This is a genomic window from Nocardia sp. NPDC050697, from assembly GCF_040654395.1.
GTDB lineage: Bacteria > Actinomycetota > Actinomycetes > Mycobacteriales > Mycobacteriaceae > Nocardia.
This window is the reverse complement of record NZ_JBFAHY010000007.1, coordinates 147,842-174,510: the sequence shown is the minus strand read 5'-3', so window position 1 is coordinate 174,510 and position 26,669 is coordinate 147,842. Positions and strand designations below refer to the sequence as shown.

The window sequence follows — 26,669 nt, the reverse complement described above, 5'->3', positions numbered from 1 at the left end:
CGACCTGATCATGGGAGGTATTCGCGATCCGTGCGCCTCCTCCGACTCCCGGGCGTCTACCGCCCGCAAGCCGACACCTGGTTGCTGGCACGGGCCCTCGCCGATGCCGCCCTGCCCCGGAACCCCCGGGTGGTCGACATCTGTACCGGAACCGGCGCCCTGGCGGTGACCGCCGCCCGCGCCGGAGCCGCCGAGGTAACGGCCGTCGACATCTCCCGCCGCGCCGTCTCCACTGCCTGGCTCAACAGCCGGGCCCGCGGCCTCCCCGTCGAACTGCTCCGCGGCGACTTCCGTGAGGTGCTGCGCGACCGCACCTTCGACGTGGTCCTCTCCAACCCGCCCTACGTCCCCTGCGCCGACCCCGACCCGGCCCGCGGGGCCGACCGCGCCTGGGACGCCGGCTTCGACGGCCGCTCGGTGCTGGACGACCTCTGCGCGACGCTGCCCACGCTGCTCGCCCCCAACGGCGTCGCGCTGATGGTGCACTCCGAACTCTGCGACGAGCAGCGCACCCTGCGCATGCTCCGCGAAACCGGGCTGAAGGCGTCCACCGTCGCCCGCTCGCTCACCTCCTTCGGGCCGGTCATGCGCGGGCGCGCGGACTGGCTGGAGGAGGCGGGGTTGATCGCGCCCGGGCAGCGGGTGGAGGAGCTGGTGGTGATTCGTGCCGACCGCATCGAGCAGTGAGCGTCGGCGGGTCACCCTGGAGCAGGGTGGCCCGGCGCTGATCGAGGGGCCGGCGGAGATCGTCGGCGAGGACGGGTCAGTCGTGCGGTCCGACCGTTTCCTCGTCGCGCTCTGCCGCTGCAAGCGCAGCGCCATCTACCCGCTCTGCGACACCAGCCACCGGCGGCGGGCGCGTCGCACCGAGGACTGAGCGCAGGCTGAGCGAGCGGACCAGGTCCGGGCAAGCTTCCGCTCGATAAGGGCGAGGGGGCGCGGTGCGTGCAGCGCAGGTTCACGGTCGCCGCTGCCTGATCGTTCCCACGGACGGGGCTTCTCGAAACACACCCCGGCCCGTGCCCCCAGTCGGACTCGAACCGACACTTGGCGGATTTTAAATCCGCTGCCTCTGCCAATTGGGCTATGGGGGCGCCCCGGAGAAGAGTACCGGACCCGTACGCCTGTACCGGAATTCGACCGCTGGGTCCGATACCGAGCTCACACCGCGGGGTCGGCGCGGATGAAGAAGCAGGAGTCGACGATGACGGCGGCGGCGGGGAGGCCGTGCACGTCGGCGACCTCGCGGAGGTCGGGGCCGACGCGCGGGTCGGTGGTGAGGGCGCACAGGGCGATCTGGAGTGCCTCGCCGAGGCCGGTGAGGTGCTCGGCGATCTGCACCGCGTCGGCGGGGCCGAGTTCGTCCCAGCCGAGGGGGGTGCGGGTCTGGGCACGGTGTCTGCGCAGGGTGTCCTCGCCGAGGAGTTTCATGAACTCGATGGCGCCGGTGAGGCAGCGCTGGTGCACGGCGCGGTACTCGGGGCACGGCCTGCCGCGCTCGACCATGACCGCGGCGACGGTGGCGGCGGTGAAGAGGGCGTCGCAGGCGCGGGCGGCGGCGGCCTCGGGTTCGCGGCGGTGGTCGCAGAGGCCGGTGGCGACGGCGTCGATCCAGTCGTTGACCTGCGTCACCCCGGGGAGACGGCGCGCGGCGGGTCGCGGTGCGGGGGAACGCCGTCTCCACAGGTTTCGCATGATGCCTCTATTCCGAAGCGGGACTCGATGTCGCCGTGCGGTTGAGCAGGGAATGCCGTCGTCCGTAGGCAAAATACACCAGCAGGCCGATCGCCATCCAGAGCAGGAAGCGCACCCAGGTCTCGACCGAGAGGTTGACCATGAGCCACAGGCAGGCGAGCACGCCGAGGATCGGGATGAACGGCACCAGCGGCACCCGGAAGCCGCGCTCCAGATCGGGGCGGGTGCGGCGCAGGACCAGCACGCCGATGGAGACCAGCACGAACGCGAAGAGCGTTCCGATGTTCACCATCTCCTCCAGCGTGCCGAACTGTACGAAGCCCGCGAGCAGCATGCACACGACGCCGACCAGCACGGTGAGCCGGGCGGGGGTGCCGAAGCGGCCGGTCTTGGCGAGGCCGCGCGGCATCAGCCCGTCGCGGGACATGGCGAAGAGCACCCGGGTCTGGCCGAGGAACAGCACCATGACGACGGTGGTGAGCCCGGCCAGCGCGCCGATGGAGATCACCGTCTGGGCCCAGTCGGCGCCACGCAGCGCGAAGGCGGTGGCGAGGGTGGAGTCCTCGCCGGCCAGTTCGGTGTAGGGCACCATGCCGGTGAGCACCAGCGAGACCACCACGTACAGCACGGTCACGATGGCCAGCGAGCCGAGGATGCCGCGCGGGACGGCGCGCTGCGGGTCCTTGGTCTCCTCGGCGGTGGTGGCGACGACGTCGAAGCCGATGAAGGCGAAGAACACCAGGCTGGCGGCGGCGAGGAGCCCGTACCAGCCGAAGTTGCTGCTCCCGGCGCCGGTGACCCAGGAGAAGAGCGACTGGTGCAAGCCGCCCTCGCCCTCGCCCGGCTGCGACGGCGGGATGTAGGGCGACAGGTTGTCCTTGTCGAAGTAGGTCAGCCCGACCACGACCACCAGCGCGATCACGCCCAGCTTGATGGCCACCGCGATGGCCGAGACCCGGGACGACACCTTGGTGCCGATCACCAGCAGCACGGTCAGCACCGCTAGCAGAACCACCGCGCCCCAGTCGAATTCGACTGGCCCGAGGTGGACCACCGGCTCGACCCCGGTGAATACCTCGCCCAGGTACTGCGACCACCCCTTGGCCACCACCGAGGCGGCGAGCGCGAACTCCAGGATGAGGTCCCAGCCGATGATCCAGGCGACCAGCTCGCCGAAGGTGGCGTAGGAGTAGGTGTAGGCGCTGCCAGCGACCGGGACGGTGGAGGCGAACTCGGCGTAGCAGAGCGCGGTGAGCCCGCAGGCGACGGCGGCGAAGACGAAGGCCAGCGAGACCGATGGCCCCGCGACATTGCCCGCGGTGCGCGCGGTCAGCGTGAAGATGCCCGCGCCGACCACGACGGCGACGCCGAAGACGGTGAGGTCCCAGGCGGTGAGTTCCTTGCGCAGCTTGGCGTCGGGTTCGTCGGTGTCGCGGATGGACTGCTCCACCGACTTGGTCCGGAACAGCCCGCCGGTGCGGGTCGTGGTCATGGTGACTCCATTCCTCGAATCAATGCACGCCCTCCATGTGCCTGCGCACCCACGGTGCGAGGGCGGCCATGATCAGCCCCGCGACGACGGCGACCGCGCCGATCAGCCCGAAGTACGCGAATTCCCGATCGGTCTCGTAGTACCCAGCCAGCACGCCCGCCATCGAGGTGCCGAAGCCGACGGAGAAGAAGTAGAGCGCCATCATCTGCGCGCGGAACGCCTCCGGCGCCAGCTGGGTGGTGACGGCCAGCCCGATCGGCGAGATCAGCAGCTCCGAGACGGCGAACCCGGCCATGATGAGCAGCACGAACACCGCCGGGGTGCTGCGCCCCTCGCCGCCGGCGAACGGCAGGAAGAGCCAGAACGAGAGCCCCATGCCGAGCACGCCGAGCGCGAACTTGGCGGGGGTGCCCGGCGCGCGGGTGCCGAGCCGGGTCCAGAGCGCGGCGAAGAGCGGGGAGAGCGCGATGATCCACACCGGCTCCACCGAGCCGATCCAGCTGGACGGCGCGGTCCAGCCGAAGATGGACCAGTTCATCCGCTCGTCCGAGTACACCGCGAGCACCGTGAAGATCTGCTGGAACAGCGACCAGAACACCGCGTTGGCGATGAAGAGCGGGATGAAGGCGCGCACCCGGGTGCGCTCGACCGGCGTCACCTTGGGGCTGCGCAGGATGATCGCGAAGTAGACCACCGAGGCGACCGCGATGACGCCGGTGGTGACGTCGGCCAGGTTGCCGAGCCGCACCCAGCCGAGCGCCCAGACCAGCGCGACGAGCACCGCGACCGCGACGAGCGCCCCGGCGATCGGTCCGATGGCCCGGCGCGGCAGCGGGTTCGGCACCTCGCGGCCCGCGGTGCCGAGGTTGCGCCGGAAGATCACGTACTGGGTGAGGCCGAGCGCCATGCCGATCGCGGCGGCGGCGAAGCCGTAGTGGAAGCCCCACTCGCGCTGCAGCAACCCGGTGAGCAGCGGGCCGGTGAAGGCGCCGATATTGATGCCGAGGTAGAAGAGGGTGAAGCCGCCGTCCACCCTGGGGTCGCCCTTGGGGTAGAGCGTGCCGAGCAGCGAGGAGGCATTGGCCTTCAGCGCGCCGCTGCCGAGCGCGACCAGCACCAGCCCGACGCCGACCCCGGCGAGCCCGGGCAGCAGGGCGAGCGCGATGTGCCCGGCCATCACGACAACGCCGCCGTAGAAGACCGTCCGCTCCATTCCCAGCAACCGGTCGGCGATCCAGCCGCCGAGCACCGTCGAGAGGTAGACCAGGCCGCCGTAGGCGCCGACGATGCCGACGGCCGTGTCCTGCGCGAGCCCGAGCCCGCCCTCGGACACCGAGTAGTACAGGTAGTAGCCGAGAATGGTGAGCATGCCGTAGAAGGAGAAGCGCTCCCACAGCTCGACGCCGAACAGATTGGTCAGGCCGATCGGATGGCCGAAGAAGGTGCGCGCCGGCACTTCCGCTTGCTCGATATTCGCTGTCTCGGCCATGAGCCTCACCTTCCCACACCGCCGGACTCGGTTCGGTCACCACTCCCGGCAAGTTTCGTCCGGTCGGGCGGGGGCATTCGGGGCCCGTGATCGAGATCGGTGTCACCGTGGAAGTACCCATCGACGAGGCGTTCGCCACACTTACCGATGGCTGGCTGTACTCGTCCTGGGTCGTCGGCGCCTCGCACATTCGCGCCGTCGACCCGGAGTGGCCCGCCGTCGGCTCGCGCATTCACCACAGCGTGGGGCCGTGGCCGTTCACCATGCGCGACCACACCACCGTTCGCGCTGTTCAGCAGCCGTATCGGTTGGAGCTGGAGGCGCGGCTGTGGCCGTTCGGGGCCGCCTATATCCGGCTGACCCTCCAGGAGGAGGGGCCGGGGCGGACCCGGATCGAGATGGCGGAGAAAGCCGTCAAGGGGCCCGGCGTGTTCGTGCCGGACGTCGCTCAGGGGCTTCTGCTCGCGCCGCGGAACCGGGAGTCGCTGAATCGGCTCGCCGATTTGATGCACGGGCGGGCGGATAAGGGGTCCGGGGTCCGGTAGAGCTGCGTAATCGGGGTAGTCGGCCACTATGACGACCAGCGTTCGCACCCGTCTCGCCCTGCCGCGCGCCCGGGGTGCCCTTTCCGCCGCCGTGCTCGCGGCGCTGCGCTCGGAGCCGGGAAGCTCCATTTCCGTGCCCGCGGACGACGTCGATCCGTACGGCGATGATCTGCACCTCGCGCTCTACACGCTGTACGAGCTGCACTATCAGGGGTTCGACGGGGTGGCGCCGGGGTGGGAGTGGGACCCGGGGCTGCTCGCGGTTCGCGCGGAACTCGAGCGTCGCTTTCTCGCCGCTCTGCGCGCCGATGTCCCCGGTGGGGATGATCTGGATGCCGAGCTGAGCGCGCTGCTGGTGCAGCCGGGAGAACCCGCCGGGGTCGGGGCGTTTCTGCTGGAGCGGGCCGAGTGGTGGCACGTCCAGGAGTACTTCACGCATCGGTCGATCTATCACCACAAAGAGGCGGATCCGTATGCGTGGGCTATTCCGCGGTTGCGGGGTGAGCCGAAGGCGGCGCTGGTTGCGGTGGAGTTCGACGAGTACGGGGGTGGGCATGCGGATCGGGTGCACGCTCGGCTCTATGCGGAGCTGATGGGTGCCGCCGGGTTGAACGACGACTATCTGCACTACCTGGACGTGGTGCCCGCGCCGATGCTGGCGCTGGTGAACATGATGTCGCTGTTCGGGTTGCATCGGGAGTTGCGGGGGGCGCTGGTCGGGCACTTCGCGACGGTGGAGATCACTTCTTCGCCCGGGTCGCGGCGGATGGTTTCCGTACTGGAGCGGTTGGATGCTGCGCCTGAGTGTGTGCGGTTCTATGCGGAGCATGTCGAGGCGGATGCGGTGCACGAGCAGGTGATGCGGCATCAGGTGATCGCGCCGCTGGTGGCGGAGGAGCCGGAGCTCACCGAGTCGGTGGTGTTCGGGATTCAGGTGACGAATCTGCTCGAGGAGCATGTGGATCGGGTGCTGTTGGAGGCGTGGGAGGCGGGAAAGAGTTCCCTGCTCGAGCCGCTGGAGTAGGTGGGTGCATTGCCCGGGGCCGCCACTCGGCGCCTCGTGCACGCGGGAGTTCGATGCCGATTCGAGTCGGCCCGGCGCGCCCTCTCCATGCAGGAGCTGCGCCGGCACCACCCTTCGGTTGCCGCTGCCGCGTCAGCGCACCGCTCGGTGGTCGCAGATGCCCACCATTCGACCGACCGCCGAAGCGCCGCGCGTCCGAGTCCGGCTGCTGCATACTGCGTTACGCGGTTCGACGGTGGATACCACTCAGGCTCGCGGTGGCTGTCGTCCGGTTATCCACAGGCTGATTTTGTCACCAGGTGCCGAATGGCGCAGCGGACTGAATTTCAGCAGGTCAGAAGCCCCTTCTCAAAGCCATGCCGTGACTGGGAGGTGCCAGATTTGTCATCTGTTTCGCCTACAATCAGGACAAACATGAGCACAGTGCACGACGCAGGACACGGCAGGAGAGGAGGTCGCAGCATGGCTCACGTGGTGGACGTTGCCCGCTACATCCTCAGCAAGCGCAGTCCGATGTCCGCGATGAAGCTGCAGAAGCTCGTGTACTACTCGCAGGGTTGGCACCTTGTTTTCGATGGTGAACCGCTGTTCGACGCCCCGATTCAGGCGTGGGCGAACGGTCCGGTGGTGCCCGTGCTCTACGCCCAGCACCGCGGGCAGTTCGTAGTGGACGAAGACACCTTCGCGCCCGTCGGCCAGCTCGCGGAGTCCGAGTTGCAGACCGTCGACGCTGTCCTGGCTTCGTACGGCCACTTGGACGCACACCAGCTGAGCAATCTGACCCACACCGAGCGTCCGTGGATCGAGGCCCGCGAAGGGGTGCCCGACGGGGCTCGCTCAAACGCGGAAATCAGCCTCGCCACGATGCTGGAGTACTACCAAGGCGTCTTCGACGCTGCTCAGTACGGGTAGGCGTTGGGTCGCGACAAGCAGCGCGAGAAGAAGGTCCCAGCTCCGAAGGTCGGAATTCCGGCGAAGGGCAAGTCTGTGCCCCCACCGAACTTCAAGGTCTTCAAGCCGAAGGGCAAGGCCGGGTGCCTGCGTATTCGGCTGACAACGCTCGACGTCGGCGGCCCCTGGTGCCTGAGCGGGATCGGCCGGACCGAGCTGGGTAATCTGCTCGATCGTCTACAGAATTTCGAGACGATGCAGCGTCAGCACGTCTTCGCGCCGGGGCAGGACGAGGGCAAGCAGTATGACGTCGACAAACTGCCTTCGAAGGCCGCACGGGACCGTTTGACGGAGCTGGAGTTCGATGACGAGACCAAAATTGCCAGGCTGCGGATCGGCGGCAAGCCTCGTCTGTACGGATTCCTCCGTGACGGCTCGGACGATTTCTGGGCCCTTTGGTGGGATCCGGAACACGAGATCTGGCCCTCGGCCAAGCGGAACACCTGAGGGACATTCCCGGTCGCCTCAGGGCAGGAACATCGGAGGTCAGCGCGTCAAGCCGGCCGGGCCGCGGCTGTGTAGGTGTCGAACCGCTCCTCGAACGTGGCGACGTGCTTCGACGGATCGTCCGATTTGATCGGCGGTTCTGCTGTTCTCGCAATTTGTGCAGCCCCATACTTTCCCCGCACAGAAACCCGTGTGCCACCCGGGCAGATAGGGAGCGCAACGTTCTGCCTATTTTCGCTGCGATAAAACATTTCAGCGCCGTGGCCGCATGTATCGGAGACTGGTGTCGCAGAATATACGACACCGAGACGAGGCAGGTTTGACCCACTGGCCCGGAGTTCGAAGTTCGGTCGAACGATCGACAGAGCGCAAAGGGATGTCGTGCTAACTTCTCTCGAAACGAAAGGGTTGAATCGGTGGCATGGGGTAACAAGGGACGGACCGATGTGCAAGTTCCGGTCGAGTTCGATATCGCAGGGAGAACGTACCGAGTCGAGATGACAGAGGCTGAAGTCAGCCCGTACTTCGTTGCCAATCAGCTGTTGAAGGAAGTGTCCGTGAAGACGGATCTGCTCACCGGTCAGCAGGTGGTGATCAACTGGTCGCTGGTCGGAGTGATCCGTAGATTGTGACGGGTGTGGAGAGTTCCCGAATTGCTTTATCGACCGGCGTGATGTCGGCACCGATCGGGCGGGCGGTGGAGACGCTGTGGGAGTACAACCGGCTGCGGCACGAGCGGCGGGTGACCGATGTGGGGATCGGGCTCGGTAGCCACGATCCGAGCGTCGCGACCCACGCGGCGGAGCTTTACCACGCGGGGCTGATTCCACTGGTCGTCTTCAGCGGAGCGACTACGCCGATCACCGCGGTTCGATTCCCGCGTGGGGAGGCGGTGCATTATCGCGAGATCGCGCTGGAGCTCGGCGTGCCGGACGGGGCGATTCTGGTGGAGCCCGAGGCCACGAATACCGGGCAGAACATCGAGTTCTCTCGGGAGTTGCTCGCTGGGCGCGACATCCGATCGGTCACGCTGATCACGAAGCCGCAGCAGGCTCGGCGCGGCTATGCGACCTGCCGGAAGGTGTGGCCGGAGGTCAAGGTGGTGTGCTCGTTCACCGCGCTGCCGTTCGACCAGTACGTGGAGTCGATCGGAGACCTGGATCTGGTGCTCACCTCGCTCGTCGGCGAGACGCAGCGGGTTTGGATGTACGCGGAGCGCGGGCTGGCCATCGAGCAGGAGGTACCCGCTGGCGTGCGGGACGCCCTCGACATCCTGGTCGCGGCAGGCTACACGGATCGGCTCATTCGATGAGGGGAGCAAGTGGTGTACGGACTCTGGCGCACCTGCCAGCACTTCGCGGAGGCGAATTCGATCCCGGACGTCACCGCGTCCGAGCGCGACACCGTCCTGGCCGCAGCCGCCACGCTGCCACCGCAGGGGCGCAAGGATCAGTTCCTGGCCAAGCGCGGCGGGTGCGGCTGGGTGGCGGAGGGCTTCGTGCGAGACGGCAACCTGCGCGTCACCTCCGCACCGCAACTGCGTAAATACGAGGCGGTGCGTGAAGGACGCATGAAGTGGTCCAATGACAGTTACTCGCCGCTTCGGACCGCCGACCATCCGCAGCGGACGGTCGACCTGGATTCGTAGCCGAACTGATCGGCCGATCGACTCGAACATATGTTCGCCAGGGTGTAGCGTCGTGCCATGCCTGAGCCATCCCCACTCGATCGGGCCACCGAGAATCTGCGGCAGACGCAGCGGCAGCTGCTGGACGCGGCCGCGTTCGGCAAGCAGCTCTCGCCCGAGCAGCTGGAGCGGGCGGCGGGGCGGATCGGGGAGGCGCTGCGGGCCTATGCCGGGGTCACGCCCGCGCCCGCGCGGCAGGTGTGCGACCGGCCGCGCAGGCATCGGTGATCAGCGGGCGCCGGTGACCTGGGCGTAGGAGTCGGCGACCAGGAAGCCGGAGTGCTCGATCACGACCAGGACCGGCAGCGGGTGGTCGAGGAGCGGGCGGATGCCCTGCTCCAGGCGGTAGTGGAACTCGGCCGCGGCGGGGACGTCGCGCTCGGTGACCGCGCCGTTCTCGTCGCGGTACGAGCGGTGCGGGGTGAGCAGCACGGATTCCGGGCCGCTCTGCACCCAGCGGAACAGGATGCGGTCGGACGAACCGGGCCTCGCGTACGCCACCGAACCCTCACCGTCCGGGCAGAACACCAGCTCTTCGTCCTGCATAGAGGAGTGGTACCCGTAGTCGGAGCTCCAGGTACCGATGAGATCCTCGGTCACTCGGCGAGGTGCTCCGCGGCCTTGGCGAAATCGCTGCGGAGTTTGTCCTCGCGCTGGGCGCGGACGGCTTCGTCCTGGGTGAAGAGGGCCTGCTTGCTGGTGTGGTAGGTAGGGATGACGACGAGTTTGCCCGCGACCTCGGGGTGCTGGCGTTCGAAGCGGCGCCAGGCGGCCTGCGCGTCGAGGCCGTGGGCCAGGACCACCTTCAGCTTGGGGAGCAGGGCGATGACCTGTGCGAGGGGGGCGATTCCGCGGTCGATGTCGGCGGTGGAGGGCTTGCGGGTCGTGTACCAGGGGTAGGCGTTCCAGGTGATGAGGTCGCTGATGCGCAAGCCGGAGGTTTGGAAGAACTCCAGGTAGCGTTCGGCGGCCTGGTCGTCGTTCTCCAGGGAGAGGAGGCCGCTACTTTCCTGGCCGGAGCGGGTCTTGGGGCCCGGGTCGCGGAAGAGGGAGAGGACTCGGGCTTCGGTGCCGCCGTAGATGGGGGCGAGGTGGGGGAGGGGTTCGCCCGACTCCTCGGCGAGGCGGTCGACCAGGTGGTTGAAGGGGGTGATCGGGCCCTCGTAGCGGGTGGCGAGCTGTTCGTCGCGGTAGGTGCTGTCCGCCAGGCGGCGGGGGGTGAGGATGCGCTCCTCCACCGTGGGGGCGGCGGTTTTGCGTGCGGTCTTGCGCGGGGTGGTGGACTTCGCCGCTGCGGTCTTCTTCGCGGGCGCCTTCTTCGCCGGCGCCTTGATTGCTGCTGCCCTGGCCGCGGTGGCCTTGGTCGGCGCTGCTGCCGGGCCGGGCTCGGCGGTTCCCTCGGGCGCGGGCGCCGCTTCCGGCGCGGGTGCCGTGGTCTTGGCCGCGGTGGTCTTCTTGGCTGCGGTCTTCTTGGCCGGTGCGCTCGGGTCGGCGGTCTTCGCCGCTGCCTTCTTGCGCGGAGCTGCCTTCTTGGCCGGGGCGGGCTCGGGCGCTGCGGGCGGAGTGGGCTCGGCCGGCGGTGTCGCGGCGGCAGCGGGGGTGGACGACGGAGCGCTGTCGGCTTCGGGCGCCGGGGTACTCGGCGCCTCCGCCGCAGGGGCGTCACCTGCCGGCTCGGCAGCGGCACCATTGGTCGACGTGGCCCTGTCCGCATCGGCGGCGGGCGCGGCACTCTCCGCGGACTTCGCCGGCGCGACATCGGCCGCTTCGGCACCGGCGGCGGCAGTCGGCGCCGAGGACGAAGCGGAAGCCGGGGCGGGCGCGACCTCGGTGACGGGCGTGGCTGCGGCAGTAGAACCGGTCGGCTCCGCCACGGGGGCAGCCGGCTCGGCTGCGGAACTGGTCGGTTCGGCCAGGGAACTCGCCGGCTCGGCCACGGAACTCGCCGGTTCGGTCACCGGCGCGCCGCCGGCAGCCGCGGTGTCGGCGGGCGCGGCGGAAGACGCGGCGGACCCGGCCGGGTCCACCGCCGCCGGTGCGGCGCCCGCGGAATCGGCACCGCCACCGTCCCCTGCCGACGAATCCTTCTTCCAGAACATCAAGGCCGCGATAGCGCGCTTGGTCACCCCGCGGGGCGCGTTCCTGCCGGTGGACATCGGGTGAAACTCCGTTTCTCGTCGGCGCTCGCAGTCGGTGACACCGACGGGGTATCCGTATCCTCCTGGCGAGAAACCTGGTCGGTACGGACTACGAGGGTAGCCCTGCCGGGGCTGGAATGAACCCCGACATCAGGAATTCCCGGACATACCCTGCCAGAACGTCCCGGTCGACGGGTCGGCGGCGCACGCCGGTGCCTGACAGCATCGCCTGTGTGTGGTCGTCGCGCCAGTCGAGATGCACCGGGAGTCCGGCGAAATCGGTGGTGAGCAGGGCGGCGCGGGTGAGGGTGTCATCGCCGAGCGCCTCCCTGCGCCGGGATTCCCGCTCCAGCGCGTCCCGCACCCGCTCGAGGGGGACGGTCTCCACCGGAACCCCCTGCTCCCGCAGAATCTCGTAGATCGCCTGCACCGCAACGGGTTCCGGGTTCACCAGGTGGTAGACGGTCTCGGTGCCCGCCCGCCCGGCCATGGTGACGACGGCGTCGGCGACGTAATCCACCGGGACCAGCGAGACGGCGGTGTCCCCGAGATCGGGCGCCATGCCGAGAACGGCGGTGGCGCGCAGCAGGTTCCACAGCGCGTCGGAGGTGCTGTTGATTCCCGCCGACGCCGTGCCGCTGATGGTGCCGGGCCGGTAGATGCGGGCGGGCAGCCCGCGCGCGGCGGCCTGCCGCACCAGCTCCTCGGCGGTCCACTTGGACGCGATGTATCCGCTCGCGGGCAGCTCGCCGGCGGTGAGCCGGGTGTCCTCGGTGACCGGCCCGCCGTCGGCGCGGACGGCGGTATTGATGGTGGAGACGAAGTGCAGCGGCTTGATCCGCCCGGTGCGGGCGAAGCGCAGCACCTCGCGGGTGCCGTCGACATTGGCCGCGCGCAGCCGGGCGTACGGCTCGATGTGGTTCACTCGGGCCCCGTTGTGGTGCACCACGTCGATCTCGGCGGCGAGCCGCTCGTAGTCGGCGGGGGCGAGGCCGAGCCGCGGCGCGGCGAGGTCGCCCGGCACCGGCCGGACCCGCTCGAAGCCGTCCTCGCGCAGCCGGTACTGCCGCAGCGCCGCCAGCACCCGCTCCACGGCCTGGGCGTCGGAGCCCGCGCGGACCAGGCAGTACACCGTCGCGGGGGTGCGGTCGAGCAGCGCGCGCAACAGGTGCGCGCCGAGGAAGCCGGTGGCGCCGGTGAGCAGCACCGCGCGCGGGGTCATGGTGAAGGGCGAGATGTCGTCGTCGAGCAGCGCGTCGTCGGCGGGGTTCGCGGCGGCCGCGGTGTCGGCGCCGCTGATGTACCCCGCCACCCCCGCGGCGGTCGGGTCGCCGAGCAGCGCGGCCATCGGCACCCGCCGCCCGAGATCCCTGGTCAGCCGCTGGTGCAGCGAGAAGGCGAGCAGCGAGGAGCCGCCGAGCTCGTAGAAATCGTCGGTCACCCCGACCTCGGGCAGCCCGAGCACCTCGGCGAAGGCGGCGGCGACGGTCTCCTCCAGCGGTGTCCGGGGCGCCACCAGGGAGCGCGAGGCGAAGACCGGGCTCGGCAGCGCCGCCCGGTCCAGCTTGCCGCTGGTGTTCACCGGCAGCTCGGCCAGCACGACCACCGCGGACGGCACCATGTAGGAGGGCAGCGCGGCGGTGACGGCGGTGCGCAGCGCCTCCGGGTCGAGCGCGGCGCCGGGCTCCGGCACGACGTAGCCGACCAGGTGGTCGCCGGTGTCGCCGGTCTTCACCACCACCGCGGCCTGGCCGACCCCGGCCAGCGCGAGCAGCGCCGCCTCGATCTCGCCCAGCTCGATCCGGTGCCCGCGCAGCTTGACCTGGAAGTCGGTGCGGCCGAGGTAGTCGAGCGTGCCCTGCGGGTTCCAGCGCACCAGGTCGCCGGTGCGGTACATCCTGGTCCCGGCGTGGTCGTACGGGTTCGCGACGAAGCGGTCCGCGCTCAGCGCCGCCCGGCCGTGGTAGCCGCGGGCCAGCTGCACCCCGGCCAGGTACAGCTCGCCGACGGCGCCGACCGGCACCGGGCAGAGCCGGGAATCCAGGACCAGCACCCGGGAATTCCACTCCGGGACGCCGATCGGCACCCGCGGCGCGGCATCGCAGGCGGGGTCGACCTGGTGCTTGGTGATGCTCACCGCGGCCTCGGTCGGGCCGTAGACATTGTGGACGCGGGCGGCGCAGCGCTGCGCGAAGGCGCGGGCGGTCTCCGGGGGCAGCGCCTCGCCGATCACGAAGATGTCGCGCAGCGTGCGCAGCTCGGCCGGTTCGCAGTGCGCGGCGAAGGCGGCCAGCATGGATGGCACGAAATCGGTGAGCGTGCAGCGGTATTCGGCGATCAGGTGGGAGAGCGCGCCGGGGTCGCGGTGCTCGTCCGGCCCGGCCAGCACCAGCGTGGCGCCGGAGCGCAGCGGCAGGAAGTGCCCCCAGAGCGAGACGTCGAAGGTGCCCGGCGTCTTCTGCAGGTAGACATCGGCGGCGGTCACCCGGTACTCGTGCCGCATCCACTCGATCTGGTTGACGATGGCGCGGTGCGTGATCACCACGCCCTTCGGCTTGCCGGTCGAGCCGGAGGTGTAGATGAGGTAGGCGGGGTTGTCCGGGTGCAGCGGGGCCGCGCGCTCGGCGTCGGTCACCGGGTAGCGGGCGTAGCCGGCGAGGTCGATGGTGTCGACCAGCACGGCCGGGGCCGCGGTGAAGGCGTCGGCGGTGGTGGAGAGGACGCAGACCGGGCGCGCGGAGTCCAGCACGTAGCCGATCCGCTCGGCCGGGTGGTCCGGGTCGATCGGCACCCACGCGCCACCGGCCTCGACCACCGCGCAGAGCGCGATGTACTGCGCCAGCGAGCGGCGCATGGCGACCGCCACCACCGTCTCCGGCCCGACGCCGCGCCCGATCAGCCAGCGCGCCAACCGGCTGACCGCGCCGGAGAGCTCGGCGTAGGTCAGCGTCCCGCTCGCACCGGTCACCGCAACCGCGTCCGGGCTGGTGGCGGCGAACCGGTGCACTGGCGCGAGCAGCGATTCCGCAGGCACCGGCCGCACCGGCCCGGTCGACCAGGCGCGCAGCAGCCGCAGCTCGCCCGGCTCGATGATGTCGAGATCGCCGACCACCCGGCCCGGCTCGGCGGCGATCTGCTCCAGCAGCCGCAGGTAGCCGCCGACGAAGCGCTCCACGGTGGCGGCGTCGAAGAGGTCGGTGGCGAAGGTGAAGCGGACCACGATCGGCCCGGGCGCGCCGTCGTCGGTGCGCGACTCCACCACGGCGATGTGCAGGTCGGTCTTGGAGGTCCTGGTCTCCAGGTCGAAGCCGGAGAAGGCGACGCCCGCCATCGACATGCGCGCCTCGGAGAAGTTCTGGAAGGCGAAGCCGACCTGGTAGAGCGGGTGCCTGCCGGGCGAGCGGAGCGGGTCGACGGCATCGACGACGTGCTCGAACGGCACCTCGGAGTGCGCGAAGTTCACCAGATCGCGCTCCCTGGTGCGGCCGAGCAGCGCGCCGAAGCTTTCGCCCGGATCCACCCTGGTGCGGGAGACCGTGGTGTTGACGAACATGCCGACCACGTCGTCCAGCGCGGCCTCGGCCCGGTTCGTCATCGGCACCCCGATGGTCACGTCGGTGACGCCGGAGAGCCGGGCCATGAGCACCGCGAGCGCGGTCCGCATGACCATGAAGACGGTGGCGTTGTGGCGCCGCGCGACGCTGCGCAGCGCGCCGTGCAGCGCGGCCGATGCCTCGCGCTGCACCGAGGCGCCGCGCAGCGAGGCCACCGCGGGGCGCGGGCGGTCGGCGGGCAGCTCGAGATCGTCCGGGATACCCGCGAGCTCCTGCTTCCAGTAGGCGAGCTGGCGGGCGAGCGGGGACTCCGGGTCGTCGCGGGAGCCGAGGACGTCGCGCTGCCACAGCGAGTAGTCGGCGTACTGCACGGCGGGCGGCTTCCAGGCGGGCGGGGTGCCCGCGCTGCGCGCCGCGTAGGCCGCCGCGATGTCGCGGGCGAGCGGCGCCAGCGAGGAGCCGTCGGCGCAGATATGGTGCATGGCACAGACCAGCACGTGCCGGTCGCCGGTGCGGAGCAGCCCGACCCGCAGCGGCACCTCGCGCGCGACATCGAAACCGCGCCACAGGATTTCGTCCACCCAGGCGGCGACGGCGGGGGAGTCGGGTTCGGCGGTGGCCTCGTGCACGCGGAGCGCGGAGAGCGCGGCGTCGGCGTCGAGCACCACCTGGTGCGGGCCGTCGGCGTCGGCCGGGTACCTGGTGCGCAGCGATTCGTGCCGGATCACCGCGTCGGCGAAGGCGGCATGCAGCGCGGGGACGTCGAGCGCGCCGGTCAGGGTGAGCGCGAAGCCGAGGTTGTCCACCGCGGAGGCGGTGTCGAACTGGTTGCGCAGCCAGAACCGCAACTGCGCGGGGGAGAGCGGGATCCGGTCCGGCCGCGCCCTGGCCAGCAGCGGCGGCCGGGCCGGGTCGAAGAGCTCGGTGCGCACCGCCACCGCGAGCCCGGCGACGGTCGGGTGGTCGAAGACCAGCCGCGGCGGCACCTGCGCGTTCAGCGCGTCGCCGAGCCGTGCCGCGACCTGGGTGGCGAGCAGCGAATTGCCGCCGACCACGAAGAAGTCGTCGTCGGCGCCGACCCGCGGGCGGTCGAGCACCGCGCGGAACGCCTGGGCGACCAGCTCCTCACCGGCGCCGGAGGGCGGGCGGTAGGGCGACTCGTCCACCGGGCGGGCGCGCAGCGCGGTGCGGTCCGCCTTGCCGGAGGTGGTCAGCGGGATGCGGTCGAGCAGCGTGATGGAGTTCGGCACCATGTAGCGCGGCAGCACCCTGGCCATCGCGTCGGCCAGCGCGGCCGGGTCGGGGGCGGCGCCGGGGTCCGGCTCGAGGTAGGCGACCAGCGCGGTGTCGCCCGCGGCCGAGCGCCGGTCGACGACCACCGCCGCGCGCACGCCGGGCTGCGCGCCGAGCGCGGCCTCGATCTCGCCGAGCTCGATCCGGAACCCGCGCACCTGGACCTGCTGGTCCAGCCGCCCCAGGTACTCGAAATCGCCGGTCCCGCCGCGCCGCACCAGGTCTCCGGTGCGGTAGAGCAGGGCGCCGTTCGCGTCGGCGACGAAGCGCTGCGCGGTGAGCGCGGGCCGCCCCCGGTAGCCGCGGGCCAGCCCGGGACCGCCCAGGTAGAGCTCCCCGGCCACGCCGACGCCGACCGGGCGCAGTTTGGCGTCGAGCACCCGGCAGTGCACGCCGGGCAGCGCGGCGCCGATGGTCACCGGGGCGCCCGGCGTCATCGGGCCGGCGAGCGTCGCGGCGATGGTGGCCTCGGTGGGGCCGTAGGCATTGAAGAGCGCGGTGTGCGCCGCCCAGCGGTCGGCGAGCGCGGGCGGGCAGGGCTCGCCGCCGACCACGAGCACCCGCAGCTCCGGCACGCTCGCGGGATCCAGCGTGGCCAGCGTGGACGGGGTGAGGAAGGCGTGCGTGACCCCGTGCCCGGCCAGCAGCGCGGCCAGGTCGCCGCCGCCGAGCACGGTGGGCGGCGCGATCACCATGGTCGCGGCGGCGCCGACGGCGAGCAGCAGCTCCAGGATCGAGGCGTCGAAGCTGGGCGAGGCGAAGTGCAGCGTGCGGGCGTCCGGGGTGAGGCCGAAACGAGTGACCTGCTCCACACAGAGCCCGGCGAGCCCGGCGTGCGTGACGGCGACGCCCTTGGGTTGCCCGGTGGAGCCGGAGGTGTAGATCACATAGGCCGCGTTGGAGGAGCGCAGCACCGTCGGGCGGTCCAGGTAGGAGATGGGGTCGGCGGGCTCGGCGGCGACCAGCTCCGCGGTCTCCGCGGTGTCGACGGCGAGCCAGGGCAGCCGGTCCGGCAGCGCTCCGGCGTGCGCCCGATCGGTCACGCCGAGCAGCGCGCCGCAGTCCCGCACCTGGTAGTCGAGGCGCGCGGCGGGCAGCGCCGGGTCGATCGGCACGTAGGCGGCGCCGGTCTTCGCCACCGCCCACAGCGCCACCACGGCGTCGATCGAGCGCGGCAGCGCCACCGCGACGGCGGACTCCGGAGCCGCCCCCCTGGCCAGCAGCACCCGGCCCAGCCGGGTGGAGCGGTCGTCGAGCGCGCGGTAGGTGAGCGACTCGTCCCCGCAGCGCACGGCGATACCGTCCGGGTTGCGCTCCGCGGCGGCCGCGAGCAGGGCGGCGAGCGTGGCCGCGCGCGCGGCAAGCGCCCGCTTGCTCCGGGCACGGCGCGCGGACGGTGGCGTGTGCCGGGTACTGCTGGTCACGATGAACGTCCTGTCGAGCGAGGCCTGAGCGCGCCGAATACTACGGCTGTCGACACCCGCCCGCTACTGCGCGCTTCCCCGTGCGGGGGTTTCGGCGGTGCCGATAGTTTGCCGAGGGAAGAATTCCGGCAATAGCCGTTCGGTATGTAGCCAGGAATTCGCGGTGCGATTCGAGCACTTCCGAATGGAGGCGCCGGGCCATGTTCGGGGCGTATTTCGTCAAGGCCGGGGCGGCCGTTTCGCGGTGCCGGGCGGGGGCATCCGGCCGGTACGGCTCGACGAACGAAGGTGTGTGTGATGACCGAAGCGCAATGGGAGATCCCGCCGCTCGACGGCGCCGCCGATATCGCCCGCGGCCGGAGCCGCGGGGCCGGTTCGACGCTCGCGGACTCCAGGAACTGGGCGGGGTTCGGGCTGCTCGGCATCGGTGGCCTTGCCGCCGTGATCGCCGCGATCACCTCGCTTGCCGGCTGGTCGGAGGGGGCGCTCTTCCTGGTGGTGATCGCGGTGGTCGCCGCTCTGACCGGCGCCGCGCTCGTCTTCGAGCAGCGCAGGAAGCAGCGGCAGCGCGAGCGCAGCCGGGAGCTCAACAGCGAGGTGTGGCGGGAGACGGTGCCGCCGCGGGTCTGATCGTCAGCCCCTGAGGTCGCGCGCGGCGGCGGTCTCCGCCTGCCGCGTCGTGACGATCTCCCTGGCCAGTGCCTGGGTGTCGCCGTCTATCCCCGCCGCCAGCTCGGACTGCGCCAGCGCGACCGCGCGGCCGTGGTGCTCGATCACCAGATCCAGCCACTGCCGGTCGAATTCCGCGTCCGAGGCTGCTGCCACCGCGGCGATCCGCTCGGCGCCGAGCAGCGCGAGCTGCCCCGACCCCTCGGTGTTCGCGCCCGCCCGCTCGCCGAAACCGGCGAGCAGCGCGGTGATCCGATCCGTCTCCGGCCCCCGCTGCCGCCGCAGCGCGGCCGCGAGGTCGCGCACCCGCTGATCCGCGGCGCGCTTCGCGGCCAGCCCGGCGATCTCCGCCGACTGCTCCTGCTGCGCGGCCAGGCCGTGCAGGAACTCGATATCCCCGCGCTCCAAGCCGTTTCGCGCGGTGGCCGGGGCGGGGGCAGGGGCGGAGTCGCCGCCACCGCAGCCGGTGGCGAGCAGCGCGGCCGCGGCGACGAGCGCGGCCGAGAGCAGGCGGACGATGATCTTCACCCGGGGTACTGTGCTGACTTCCCGATCCACGGGGAACGGATCGGCGCCGCTCCGGCGGTGAAGATCAATGCCGGTCAGGAGGATGCGATATCCACGATCAGCCGGGTCGGGCCGGTCGCGGTGCGCACCTCGAAGGGCGGCCGGTCGCCGCGCACCCCGATGAAGGACTGCGTCTCGCCCTCGAACACGATGGTCCGGTACACCCCGAGCACGCCGGGCGCCTCCGGCTCGCGCACCGGCTCGGAGTTGTCGAACGGGGTGACCCCGGTGTCGAAGGGGTAGGCGGAGCCGAGGATTCGCACCTCGAGCACCGAGCCGCCCTGGATGTCCAGCACCGTCCCGCTGCCGTCCTGCACCGCCCGGTCGGTGTACTCGACCACCCAGCCGGGGGTGCCGGTGCCGCCGAGGTCGTAGACCACCCGCTCGAAGCCGGGGTGGTGGCCGATCCGGATACCGGTGACGGTGAGCATCGCGCCGCGGCTCTTCTCCCCCTGCTTGGGCTGCGCGTCGGTGGGGGCCGGCTCGGGCGCGGCGGTCGTCGTGGCCGCGCCCAGCGTGTCGGTGACCGCGTTGGGGGCGGGGGCGAGCCCCGTCGGGCCGCTGTCGTCACAGCCGGTGAGCACGGCGGCCACGGCGAGAATCGTCAGCAGCATCGGAGTCCGCATCGGCCGATGCTATGCCCGCGAGCGGGCCGGATCCGGGATTTGGGCGCGCGCCGCGGTTCTCCCGGGCGGGGTCGGTGCGACGCGGGGGCAACGATCCAGCACACTTGAGCCGTGGGCGATGTGGACGACGTGCTGGGCCGGCTGCGCCGGTATCCGGATGTGGAGGCGGCGAACCTCTATGCCGTCGACGCCGCCGACCGCCTCCTGCTCGACGTCGCGGCGGACGCGCTCGCCGGGGCGGGCGCGGGGCAGGTCGCGGTGCTCGACGACGGCTACGGCGCGCTCACCCTCGGCGCCGCCGTCTCGCACGACCTGCACGGCATCCGGGTGCACCAGGACGTGCTCACCGGGGAGCTGGCGCTCGCCGCCAATGCCCGCGCGCTCGACCTCGCCGGGCGCTACCGCAGCCACCCGCTGGACGCCGCGCTGCTCACCGGCGCCACCGTCGTGCTGCTCCGGCTGCCCCGCGCGCTGGCCGGGCTGGCCGAGACCGCCGACGCCATCGCCCGCCACGCCGACCCGGGGGTGCTGGTCTTCGCCGCGGGCCGGGACAAGTACCTGACCCCGGCCATGAACGAGGTGCTCGGCGAGTACTTCACCGAGGTGCGGGCCAGCCGGGGCAGGCAGAAGTCGCGGGCGCTGCTGGTCGCCGGGCCGAAGCCGGTGAGCGAGCCGCGCTTCCCGGTGCGCGAGCACCTGGCCGAGCTCGGGCTCGACGTCGTCGCGCACGGCGCCGCCTTCTCCGGCCCCAAGCTCGATATCGGCACCCGCTTCCTGCTCCGGCACCTGGATCGGATGAAGCCGGACGCCCGCGACGCCGTCGACCTGGGCTGCGGCACCGGCATCCTCGCGGTGGCGCTGGCCCGCTCGCGGCCGCGGATCGCCGTCACCGGCACCGACCAGTCCGCCGCCGCGGTGGCCTCGGCGGTGGCGACGGCGGCGGCGAACGGGGTGGCCGAGCGGGTGCGGGTGGTGCGCGACGACGCCATGGCCTCGCTGCCGCCGCAGAGCGCCGACCTGGTGCTCTGCAACCCGCCCTTCCACATCGGCGCGGCCGTGCACACCGGCTCCGCGATCAAGATGTTCGCCGCGGCCGGCCGGGTGCTCCGCCCCGGCGGCGAGCTGTGGACCGTGTACAACAGCCACCTGAACCACCGCGGCGTGACGGCGCGGCTGGTCGGCCACACCGAGGTCATCGCCCGCAATCAGAAATTCACGGTGACTAGATCGGTACGTGGTTTGCGGGACGTAGAACGGTAGAGTCCGAATTGTCCGCTGACTCCGGAACTGTTTTCCGGGGGCGGACGTTGTACGGAACAGAAGTAGACGCGATCCGGACTCGAGAAAGGGATCCCTTGCGTACCTCCTCCAATCCAGTCTTCCGGCGCCTGCCTCGGCAGGAGGGAGTGGGCGGTTACGCGAACTTCGGTTCCGGCGTAGCCGGTGCCGGCCAGTTCGGCCAGCAGCAGCAGCCGTACGGCCAGTACCCGCCGCAGCAGTACGGCGAGGCGCCGCAGTACCAGGCGCCGCCGGCCACCCGCTCGATGACCATCGACGACGTGGTGACCAAGACCGGCACCACGCTCGCCGTGCTCGCCGTCTCCGCCGTCATCTCCTACGTCCTGACCAATGCCAATACCGCGCTGGCGCCCGCCTTCGTGATCGGCGGCGGGCTCGTCGGGCTGGTCCTGGTGCTGGTCGCGACCTTCGGCAACAAGATGGACAATCCGGCCATCGTGCTGGCCTACGCCGTGGCGGAGGGGCTCTTCCTCGGCGCGCTGTCCTTCATGTTCACCAATGTCGAGTTCGGCGGCGCGGGCGGTAGCGCGCTGATCGGGCAGGCGGTGCTCGGCACCTTCGGTGTCTTCGCCGGCATGCTGGTGGTCTACAAGACCGGCGCCATCCGCGTGACGCCGCGCTTCACCCGGATGATCGTGGGCGCCCTGATCGGCGTCCTGGTGCTGGCGCTGGGCAACCTGGTCGCGAGCTTCTTCATCGACGGCGGCCTCGGCCTGCGCGACGGCGGCCCGATCGCCATCATCTTCAGCCTGGTCTGCATCGCCATCGCGGCGTTCAGCTTCCTGCTCGACTTCGACGCCGCCGATCAGCTGATCCGCGCGCAGGCGCCGGAGAAGGCGGCCTGGGGCGTGGCCTTCGGGCTGACCGTCACCCTGGTCTGGCTCTATGTCGAGATCCTGCGGCTGCTGAGCTACTTCCAGAACGACTAGTCATGACAGAAGCGGGGCGGTCGCCGATCGGCGACCGCCCCGCTTCGCGTTTCAGCTCAGCTGAGGCGTTCGATGATGAGTGCCATGCCCTGGCCGCCGCCGACGCACATGGTCTCCAGCCCGAACTGCTTGTCGTGGGTCTGCAGGTTGTTGATGAGCGTGGTGGTGATGCGGGCGCCGGTCGAGCCGAACGGGTGGCCCAGGGCGATCGCGCCGCCGGAGACGTTGAGCTTGTCCTCGTCGATCTTCAGCTCACGCGCCGAGCCCAGGACCTGCACGGCGAAGGCCTCGTTGATCTCGACCAGGTCGATGTCGTCGATGGTCTTGCCCGCGATCGCGAGCGCCCGCTTGACGGCCTCGATCGGGCCCAGGCCCATGATCTCCGGCGACAGCCCGGACACGCCGGTGGCCACGATCCGCGCGAGCGGGGTGAGCCCGAGTTCCTTGGCCTTGGTGTCGCTCATGATGACCAGGGCGGCGGCGCCGTCGTTGAGCGGGCAGCAGTTGCCCGCGGTCACGGTGCCGTCGGGGCGGAAGACCGGCTTGAGCTGCGAGACCGCCTCGTAGGTGACGCCCGCGCGGGGGCCGTCGTCCTTGGTGATGACGGTGCCGTCGGGCAGGGTGACCGGGGTGATCTCGCGCTCGAAGAACCCGGCGGCGATCGCGGCCTCGGCGCGGTTCTGCGACCGCACACCCCACCGGTCCTGGTCCTCGCGGGTGATCCCGGTCGAGGTGGCGACGTTCTCCGCGGTCTGGCCCATCGCGATGTAGACATCGGGCAGCAGCCCGTCCTCGCGGGGGTCGTGCCAGGCCCCGGCCCCGCCCTTGGCGGTCTCGGCCGTGCGGGCCTGGGCCTCGGCGTAGATCGGGTTCTGGGTGTTGGGCCAGGAGTCGGCGGAGCCGTGCACATACCGGGAGACGGTCTCGACACCGGCGGAGATGAAGACCTCGCCCTCGCCTGCCTTGATGGCGTGGAAGGCCATGCGGGTGGACTGCAGCGAGGAGGCGCAGTAGCGGTGCACGGTGGTGCCGGGCAGGGTGTCGTAGCCCAGCTGGACCGCGACATTGCGGCCGATGTTGAAGCCCTGCTCACCACCCGGCGAGCCACAGCCCAGGATCAGGTCATCGATCGTGGCCGGGTCGAGGTTGGGCACCTTGTCCAGCGCGGCGCGCACGACCTGAGCGGTGAGGTCGTCCGGGCGCAGGTCCACCAGCGAGCCCTTGCGGGCCCGGCCGATCGGGGAGCGCGCGGTCGAAACGATGACGGCCTCTGGCATGAGGACTCCTTTGTCGTGGTGCGAATTCGATTACTCGCCGGTAGAAATCTACGTGGCGCCGGCTCGGTCGGGAATGTGATCCGTGCCGGGCGCGGGTGCGTCCGGCGCCTCGGCCTGGTGCAGCAGCCCGGCCTCGACGCCGAGCGCGTTCAGCAGCGCGGGCAGCAGGTGCTCGGCGGCGAGTTCGTAGCCGGCGGCCGAGGGGTGGAAGCCGTCGGCGGCGAAGAGCAGCTCCGGGGCCGCGCGGAACCGCGGCGCCAGCAGATTGCCCATCGGCACCGGGTGGCCGCCGGCGGCGCGGGTGGCCGCGGTCTGCGCCCTGGCCAGCCGGATACTCCAGTTCTCCACCACCGCGCGCAGCGGCTGCGCGATGGCGGTGACGATGCCGAGATTCGGGCAGGTGCCGACGACCACGATGCTGTCGGCCTCGCGCAGCCGGGTCACCGCGGCGCTGAGCCGGGCGGCCGAGGCGCGGATCGAGTGCTTCTTGGTGACATCGTTGGCGCCGACCAGGATGACGGCGGCGTCCGGCGGCGGGCCCGCCACGAACATGGCGTCGACCTGGCCGGCCAGTCCTTTGGAGGTGGCGCCGGAGATGGCCTTGGTGCTGAGCCGGATGCGCCGGCCGGTCGCCTCGGCCAGGCCGCGGGCCAGCCGCACGCCGGGCACCTCCTCGGCGCTCAGCGCGCCCAGCCCGGCGGCGGTGGAGTCGCCGAAGATCATCAGGTGCAGGTCGAATGCACGGCCGGCGCGCCAGCGCTCGGGCGGCTCGCCGCCGGGGGCGTAGATGCCGTCGGCCTCGGGCGGCTTCGAGCTGTCCCGGCCGATCACGCCGCGCGCCGCGCCCGCCTGCGCCATGAGCATGCGGTACCCGAACCACCAGGCCGTGCCGGCACCGGAACCGGCGAGCACCGCGCCCGCTCCCGTCGCCGCGGCGGTACGCCAACCCATGCGAGGTACACCCACGTTTGTGCATTCTACAAACCGGGCGCCCCGAGCGGCGGTCCCGGTTTGTCCGGGTAGACGGAGGGCGGGTGCCCTCAGCCCGCGACGTCGAAGCTGCCCCTGGCCGGAACGCTCGCGTTGTCCGTGGTCACGGTGACCTCGATGCGGCCGGGCCCGGTGTCCTGGAAGAGCGCGTACTGGATGCTGCCGTAGATCCCGGTGACCACCAGGTTCTCGTACACCCCCGCCGCGCCGGTATTCAGGTTGCGCCACGCGATGGTGGTGCGGACCTCGCAGAGCGGGGCGAACGGGTAGATCCCCGGCCCGACCCCGGCGACCGGCTCGGCCCGCATGTTCAGGATCGCCCGGCCCGGATACTGCGGGCTGGTATCGGCCCAGGTCCGCACGCTGGTCCAGCACAGCCCGCCGCGGGCCAGCGTCGGCACCTGCGGGAACTCCACGGTGGCGGCGGTGGCCTGTGCCCCGGCGCCGAGCGTCGTCGCCACGGCCGCCCCGGCCAGGACGGTCGCGGCGCGGGCGATGGTGAGCTTCCTCATGCCGCCGATCCTAGGGGGTCGGCGGGGTCCGCGCCGGGGTGCCGGGGGCGGTGAGTCCGGGGCTGCCGCGGCCCCCGACAGCGCGGAGACGCCCAACGCGCCCGGCGGTCGCGCGGGAGCGGGGAATGTCGGTCGACGACCTGCTCAGCCAGGCGCCCCGGCGCTGAGCGGAATGCGGAGAAGCAGGTTCCGGCGGCTTCTGCAACGATGGAGCTATGCGCATCGCGGAGCACGTCGTCGACCTCATCGGCAATACCCCGCTGGTCCGGCTGAACTCGGTGGTCGGTTCGGACGCCGGGCTGGTCGCGGCCAAGGTCGAGTACCTGAACCCGGGCGGCAGCTCGAAGGACCGGATCGCGGTCAAGATGATCGAGGCGGCGGAGCAGTCCGGCGCGCTGCGGTCCGGCGGCACCATCGTCGAGCCGACGTCCGGGAACACCGGGGTCGGGCTGGCGCTGGTGGCGCAGCAGCGCGGCTACAAGTGCGTCTTCGTCTGCCCGGACAAGGTGAGCGAGGACAAGCGCAACGTGCTGCGCGCCTACGGCGCCGAGGTCGTGGTCTGCCCGACCGCCGTCCCGCCCGAGCACCCGGACAGCTACTACAGCGTCTCGGACCGGCTGGTGCGCGAGATCGACGGTGCCTGGAAGCCGGACCAGTACTCGAATCCCGGTGGGCCGCAGAGCCACTACGAGACCACCGGGCCGGAGATCTGGGCCGACACCGAGGGCAAGATCACGCACTTCGTGGCCGGCGTGGGCACCGGCGGCACCATCACCGGCGCGGGCCGCTACCTCAAGGAGGTGTCGGAGGGCCGGGTGAAGGTGATCGGCGCCGACCCCGAGGGCTCGGTCTACTCCGGCGGCACCGGGCGGCCGTACCTGGTCGAGGGCGTGGGCGAGGACTTCTGGCCCTCCGCCTACGACCCGCAGATCGCCGACGAGATCATCGCGGTCTCCGACGCCGACTCCTTCGACATGACCCGCAGGCTGGCCCGCGAGGAGGGGCTGCTGGTCGGCGGCTCCTGCGGAATGGCGGTCGTCGCCGCCATCGAGGTGGCCCGGCGCGACCCGGAGGCGGTCGTGGTGGTGCTGCTGCCGGACGGCGGCCGCGGCTACCTCTCCAAGATCTTCAACGACCGGTGGATGAGCTCCTACGGCTTCCTCCGCGAGCGGCTGGACGGCGCGGCCGAGCCGCTCGTCGGCGACGTGCTGCGCGGCAAGTCCGGCGCGCTGCCCGACCTGGTGCACACGCACCCCTCCGAGACGCTGCGCGACGCCATCGAGATCCTGCGCGAGTACGGCGTGTCGCAGATGCCGGTGGTCGGCGCCGAGCCGCCGGTGATGGCGGGCGAGGTGGCGGGCAGCGTCTCCGAGCGCGACCTGCTCTCCGCGGTGTTCGAGGGGCGGGCGCACCTCACCGACTCGGTGGCGCAGCACATGAGCAGCTCGTTCCCGCTGATCGGCGCGGGTGAGCCGATCTCCGCCGCCACCAAGGCGCTCTCCGAGACCGATGCGCTCATGGTGGTGGAGGAGGGGAAGCCGGTCGGCGTCATCACTCGGCACGACCTGCTCGGGTTCCTCAGCGTCGGCGCCATCGGCAAGTAGTCAGCGGCTGCCCACCGACGCCCGCTCGGGCAGGTAGCCCGCGATCAGATCGCTCCACTCGTCGGCGAGGGTGGCCAGCCGATACCACGCGGTGTGCACCCTGGTGTCGGAGACCCGGTCGCAGTGGTGCAGGAGGTGGTCGGCGTGCACGTGCGCCGCCGCCATCCGGTCGAGCAACGCGCCGAGCGAGATGCCGCGCACGCGTGCGGGTCTGGCCGCGCCGACCCAGCGGTCCACGGCGGCGACGAGTTCGGCTCGGCGACAGTCGATTCCGGCGGCGGCGAGCGGATCGCGGTGCCGCTGCCGGTGCAGCTCGGCGAGCATGGCGGCGGAGCGCGTCACCGGCTCGTCGCCGGCTTCGGCGGGAGCGGCGAAGGCGGCCAGGAGTTCTCGGCGGTCCGGGAGTTCGGCGTCACGCATCGGAGACTCCGCGGGCGGGGGGAACAGCGAGCGGCTG

At 71.3% G+C, this 26,669-nt stretch carries 27 protein-coding genes and 1 tRNA gene; 15 read left to right on the top strand and 13 right to left on the bottom strand.

What is annotated here, in order from left to right; genetic code table 11:
• Positions 1-30 precede the first annotated feature (30 nt).
• The gene (locus AB0H71_RS24105) at positions 31-687 is read left to right on the top strand and encodes a HemK2/MTQ2 family protein methyltransferase (protein ID WP_357024985.1); all 657 of its coding nucleotides are present in this window, start codon (positions 31-33) and stop codon (positions 685-687) included.
• Positions 665-877 carry a CDGSH iron-sulfur domain-containing protein gene (locus AB0H71_RS24100; protein ID WP_357024982.1) on the top strand — a complete coding sequence of 71 codons (213 nt, stop codon included), beginning with the start codon at positions 665-667 and terminating at the stop codon, positions 875-877. The genes AB0H71_RS24105 and AB0H71_RS24100 overlap by 23 nt, the downstream gene beginning before the upstream one ends.
• A gap of 143 nt (positions 878-1,020) precedes the next feature.
• Here AB0H71_RS24100 and AB0H71_RS24095 read toward each other — a convergent pair.
• The 4 genes from AB0H71_RS24095 to AB0H71_RS24080 all read right to left on the bottom strand — a co-directional run bounded on the left by AB0H71_RS24095 (position 1,021) and on the right by AB0H71_RS24080 (position 4,676).
• Positions 1,021-1,094: transfer RNA gene (locus tag AB0H71_RS24095), tRNA-Leu, on the bottom strand.
• Between the two features lie 67 nt (positions 1,095-1,161).
• Entirely contained in the window at positions 1,162-1,632 is a 471-nt protein-coding gene (locus AB0H71_RS24090; RefSeq protein ID WP_357024979.1) for a hypothetical protein, read from the bottom strand.
• 70 nt (positions 1,633-1,702) lie between these two features.
• On the bottom strand, positions 1,703-3,187 hold the full coding sequence (locus AB0H71_RS24085) for an amino acid permease (protein WP_357024976.1): 1,485 nt from the start codon (positions 3,185-3,187) through the stop codon (positions 1,703-1,705).
• Between the two features lie 19 nt (positions 3,188-3,206).
• Positions 3,207-4,676: a peptide MFS transporter gene (locus tag AB0H71_RS24080; RefSeq protein ID WP_357024972.1), complete on the bottom strand. Its 1,470-nt coding sequence runs from the start codon at positions 4,674-4,676 to the stop codon at positions 3,207-3,209.
• 86 nt (positions 4,677-4,762) lie between these two features.
• On the opposite strand from AB0H71_RS24080, the gene AB0H71_RS24075 reads away from it, so the two are divergent.
• From AB0H71_RS24075 to AB0H71_RS24040, 8 genes are all read left to right on the top strand, one after another.
• Positions 4,763-5,221: an SRPBCC family protein gene (locus tag AB0H71_RS24075; RefSeq protein ID WP_357024969.1), complete on the top strand. Its 459-nt coding sequence runs from the start codon at positions 4,763-4,765 to the stop codon at positions 5,219-5,221.
• 28 nt (positions 5,222-5,249) lie between these two features.
• Positions 5,250-6,245, top strand: a complete 996-nt coding sequence (locus tag AB0H71_RS24070; protein ID WP_357024965.1) for an iron-containing redox enzyme family protein — start codon at positions 5,250-5,252, stop codon at positions 6,243-6,245.
• 462 nt (positions 6,246-6,707) lie between these two features.
• Positions 6,708-7,157 carry a type II toxin-antitoxin system antitoxin SocA domain-containing protein gene (locus AB0H71_RS24065; RefSeq protein ID WP_357024962.1) on the top strand — a complete coding sequence of 150 codons (450 nt, stop codon included), beginning with the start codon at positions 6,708-6,710 and terminating at the stop codon, positions 7,155-7,157.
• Positions 7,158-7,160: 3 nt separating this feature from the next.
• Entirely contained in the window at positions 7,161-7,643 is a 483-nt protein-coding gene (locus AB0H71_RS24060; RefSeq protein ID WP_357024960.1) for a hypothetical protein, read from the top strand.
• A gap of 497 nt (positions 7,644-8,140) precedes the next feature.
• The gene (locus AB0H71_RS24055; RefSeq protein WP_357024958.1) at positions 8,141-8,275 is read left to right on the top strand and encodes a hypothetical protein; all 135 of its coding nucleotides are present in this window, start codon (positions 8,141-8,143) and stop codon (positions 8,273-8,275) included.
• Between the two features lie 5 nt (positions 8,276-8,280).
• Positions 8,281-8,955 (top strand): YdcF family protein, encoded by a 675-nt coding sequence (locus tag AB0H71_RS24050; RefSeq protein WP_357024955.1) that lies wholly within the window; start codon positions 8,281-8,283, stop codon positions 8,953-8,955.
• A 9-nt stretch (positions 8,956-8,964) separates the two neighbouring features.
• The gene (locus tag AB0H71_RS24045; protein WP_357024952.1) at positions 8,965-9,291 is read left to right on the top strand and encodes a hypothetical protein; all 327 of its coding nucleotides are present in this window, start codon (positions 8,965-8,967) and stop codon (positions 9,289-9,291) included.
• Positions 9,292-9,348: 57 nt separating this feature from the next.
• Entirely contained in the window at positions 9,349-9,558 is a 210-nt protein-coding gene (locus AB0H71_RS24040; protein ID WP_357024949.1) for a DUF6374 family protein, read from the top strand.
• On the opposite strand, the gene AB0H71_RS24035 is transcribed toward AB0H71_RS24040, so the two are convergent.
• Together AB0H71_RS24035 and AB0H71_RS24030 are read right to left on the bottom strand one after the other, a co-directional pair.
• Positions 9,559-9,930: a hypothetical protein gene (locus tag AB0H71_RS24035; RefSeq protein WP_357024946.1), complete on the bottom strand. Its 372-nt coding sequence runs from the start codon at positions 9,928-9,930 to the stop codon at positions 9,559-9,561. It lies immediately after the preceding gene.
• Complete coding sequence (locus AB0H71_RS24030; RefSeq protein WP_357024943.1) at positions 9,927-10,568, bottom strand: uracil-DNA glycosylase; 642 nt, start codon at positions 10,566-10,568, stop codon at positions 9,927-9,929. Before AB0H71_RS24030 ends, AB0H71_RS24035 begins: the two co-directional genes overlap by 4 nt.
• Between AB0H71_RS24030 and AB0H71_RS24025 the strand changes: the two genes are divergently transcribed.
• Positions 10,555-11,493 (top strand): hypothetical protein, encoded by a 939-nt coding sequence (locus AB0H71_RS24025; protein WP_357024940.1) that lies wholly within the window; start codon positions 10,555-10,557, stop codon positions 11,491-11,493. The two genes, AB0H71_RS24030 and AB0H71_RS24025, sit on opposite strands and share 14 nt — an antisense overlap.
• A gap of 84 nt (positions 11,494-11,577) precedes the next feature.
• Here the strand turns inward: AB0H71_RS24025 and AB0H71_RS24020 are convergent, their stop codons facing one another.
• The gene (locus AB0H71_RS24020; protein WP_357024936.1) at positions 11,578-17,739 is read right to left on the bottom strand and encodes an amino acid adenylation domain-containing protein; all 6,162 of its coding nucleotides are present in this window, start codon (positions 17,737-17,739) and stop codon (positions 11,578-11,580) included.
• Between the two features lie 297 nt (positions 17,740-18,036).
• Here AB0H71_RS24020 and AB0H71_RS24015 point away from each other — a divergent pair, with 297 nt between their 5' ends.
• Positions 18,037-18,369: a hypothetical protein gene (locus AB0H71_RS24015; RefSeq protein WP_357024933.1), complete on the top strand. Its 333-nt coding sequence runs from the start codon at positions 18,037-18,039 to the stop codon at positions 18,367-18,369.
• Between the two features lie 3 nt (positions 18,370-18,372).
• Here AB0H71_RS24015 and AB0H71_RS24010 read toward each other — a convergent pair whose 3' ends face one another.
• Together AB0H71_RS24010 and AB0H71_RS24005 are read right to left on the bottom strand one after the other, a co-directional pair.
• A complete protein-coding gene (locus tag AB0H71_RS24010; RefSeq protein WP_357024931.1) occupies positions 18,373-18,936 on the bottom strand; it encodes a DUF305 domain-containing protein in 564 nt (187 codons plus the stop codon).
• Positions 18,937-19,010: 74 nt separating this feature from the next.
• Positions 19,011-19,601 (bottom strand): hypothetical protein, encoded by a 591-nt coding sequence (locus tag AB0H71_RS24005; protein WP_357024928.1) that lies wholly within the window; start codon positions 19,599-19,601, stop codon positions 19,011-19,013.
• Between the two features lie 111 nt (positions 19,602-19,712).
• Here AB0H71_RS24005 and AB0H71_RS24000 point away from each other — a divergent pair, with 111 nt between their 5' ends.
• Together AB0H71_RS24000 and AB0H71_RS23995 are read left to right on the top strand one after the other, a co-directional pair.
• Complete coding sequence (locus AB0H71_RS24000) at positions 19,713-20,861, top strand: methyltransferase (RefSeq protein ID WP_357024925.1); 1,149 nt, start codon at positions 19,713-19,715, stop codon at positions 20,859-20,861.
• A 95-nt stretch (positions 20,862-20,956) separates the two neighbouring features.
• Positions 20,957-21,829, top strand: coding sequence for a Bax inhibitor-1/YccA family protein (locus tag AB0H71_RS23995; RefSeq protein WP_357024922.1), 873 nt, complete (start codon positions 20,957-20,959; stop codon positions 21,827-21,829).
• 56 nt (positions 21,830-21,885) lie between these two features.
• Here AB0H71_RS23995 and AB0H71_RS23990 read toward each other — a convergent pair whose 3' ends face one another.
• From AB0H71_RS23990 to AB0H71_RS23980, 3 genes are all read right to left on the bottom strand, one after another.
• Entirely contained in the window at positions 21,886-23,106 is a 1,221-nt protein-coding gene (locus AB0H71_RS23990; RefSeq protein WP_357024919.1) for an acetyl-CoA C-acetyltransferase, read from the bottom strand.
• A gap of 48 nt (positions 23,107-23,154) precedes the next feature.
• The gene (locus AB0H71_RS23985; protein WP_357024916.1) at positions 23,155-24,057 is read right to left on the bottom strand and encodes an SGNH/GDSL hydrolase family protein; all 903 of its coding nucleotides are present in this window, start codon (positions 24,055-24,057) and stop codon (positions 23,155-23,157) included.
• 89 nt (positions 24,058-24,146) lie between these two features.
• Positions 24,147-24,608 (bottom strand): hypothetical protein, encoded by a 462-nt coding sequence (locus tag AB0H71_RS23980; RefSeq protein ID WP_357024913.1) that lies wholly within the window; start codon positions 24,606-24,608, stop codon positions 24,147-24,149.
• A 215-nt stretch (positions 24,609-24,823) separates the two neighbouring features.
• On the opposite strand from AB0H71_RS23980, the gene AB0H71_RS23975 reads away from it, so the two are divergent.
• A complete protein-coding gene (locus AB0H71_RS23975) occupies positions 24,824-26,212 on the top strand; it encodes a cystathionine beta-synthase (RefSeq protein WP_357024910.1) in 1,389 nt (462 codons plus the stop codon).
• On the opposite strand, the gene AB0H71_RS23970 is transcribed toward AB0H71_RS23975, so the two are convergent.
• Complete coding sequence (locus AB0H71_RS23970) at positions 26,213-26,632, bottom strand: DUF4254 domain-containing protein (protein ID WP_357024907.1); 420 nt, start codon at positions 26,630-26,632, stop codon at positions 26,213-26,215.
• Positions 26,633-26,669: the final 37 nt, after the last annotated feature.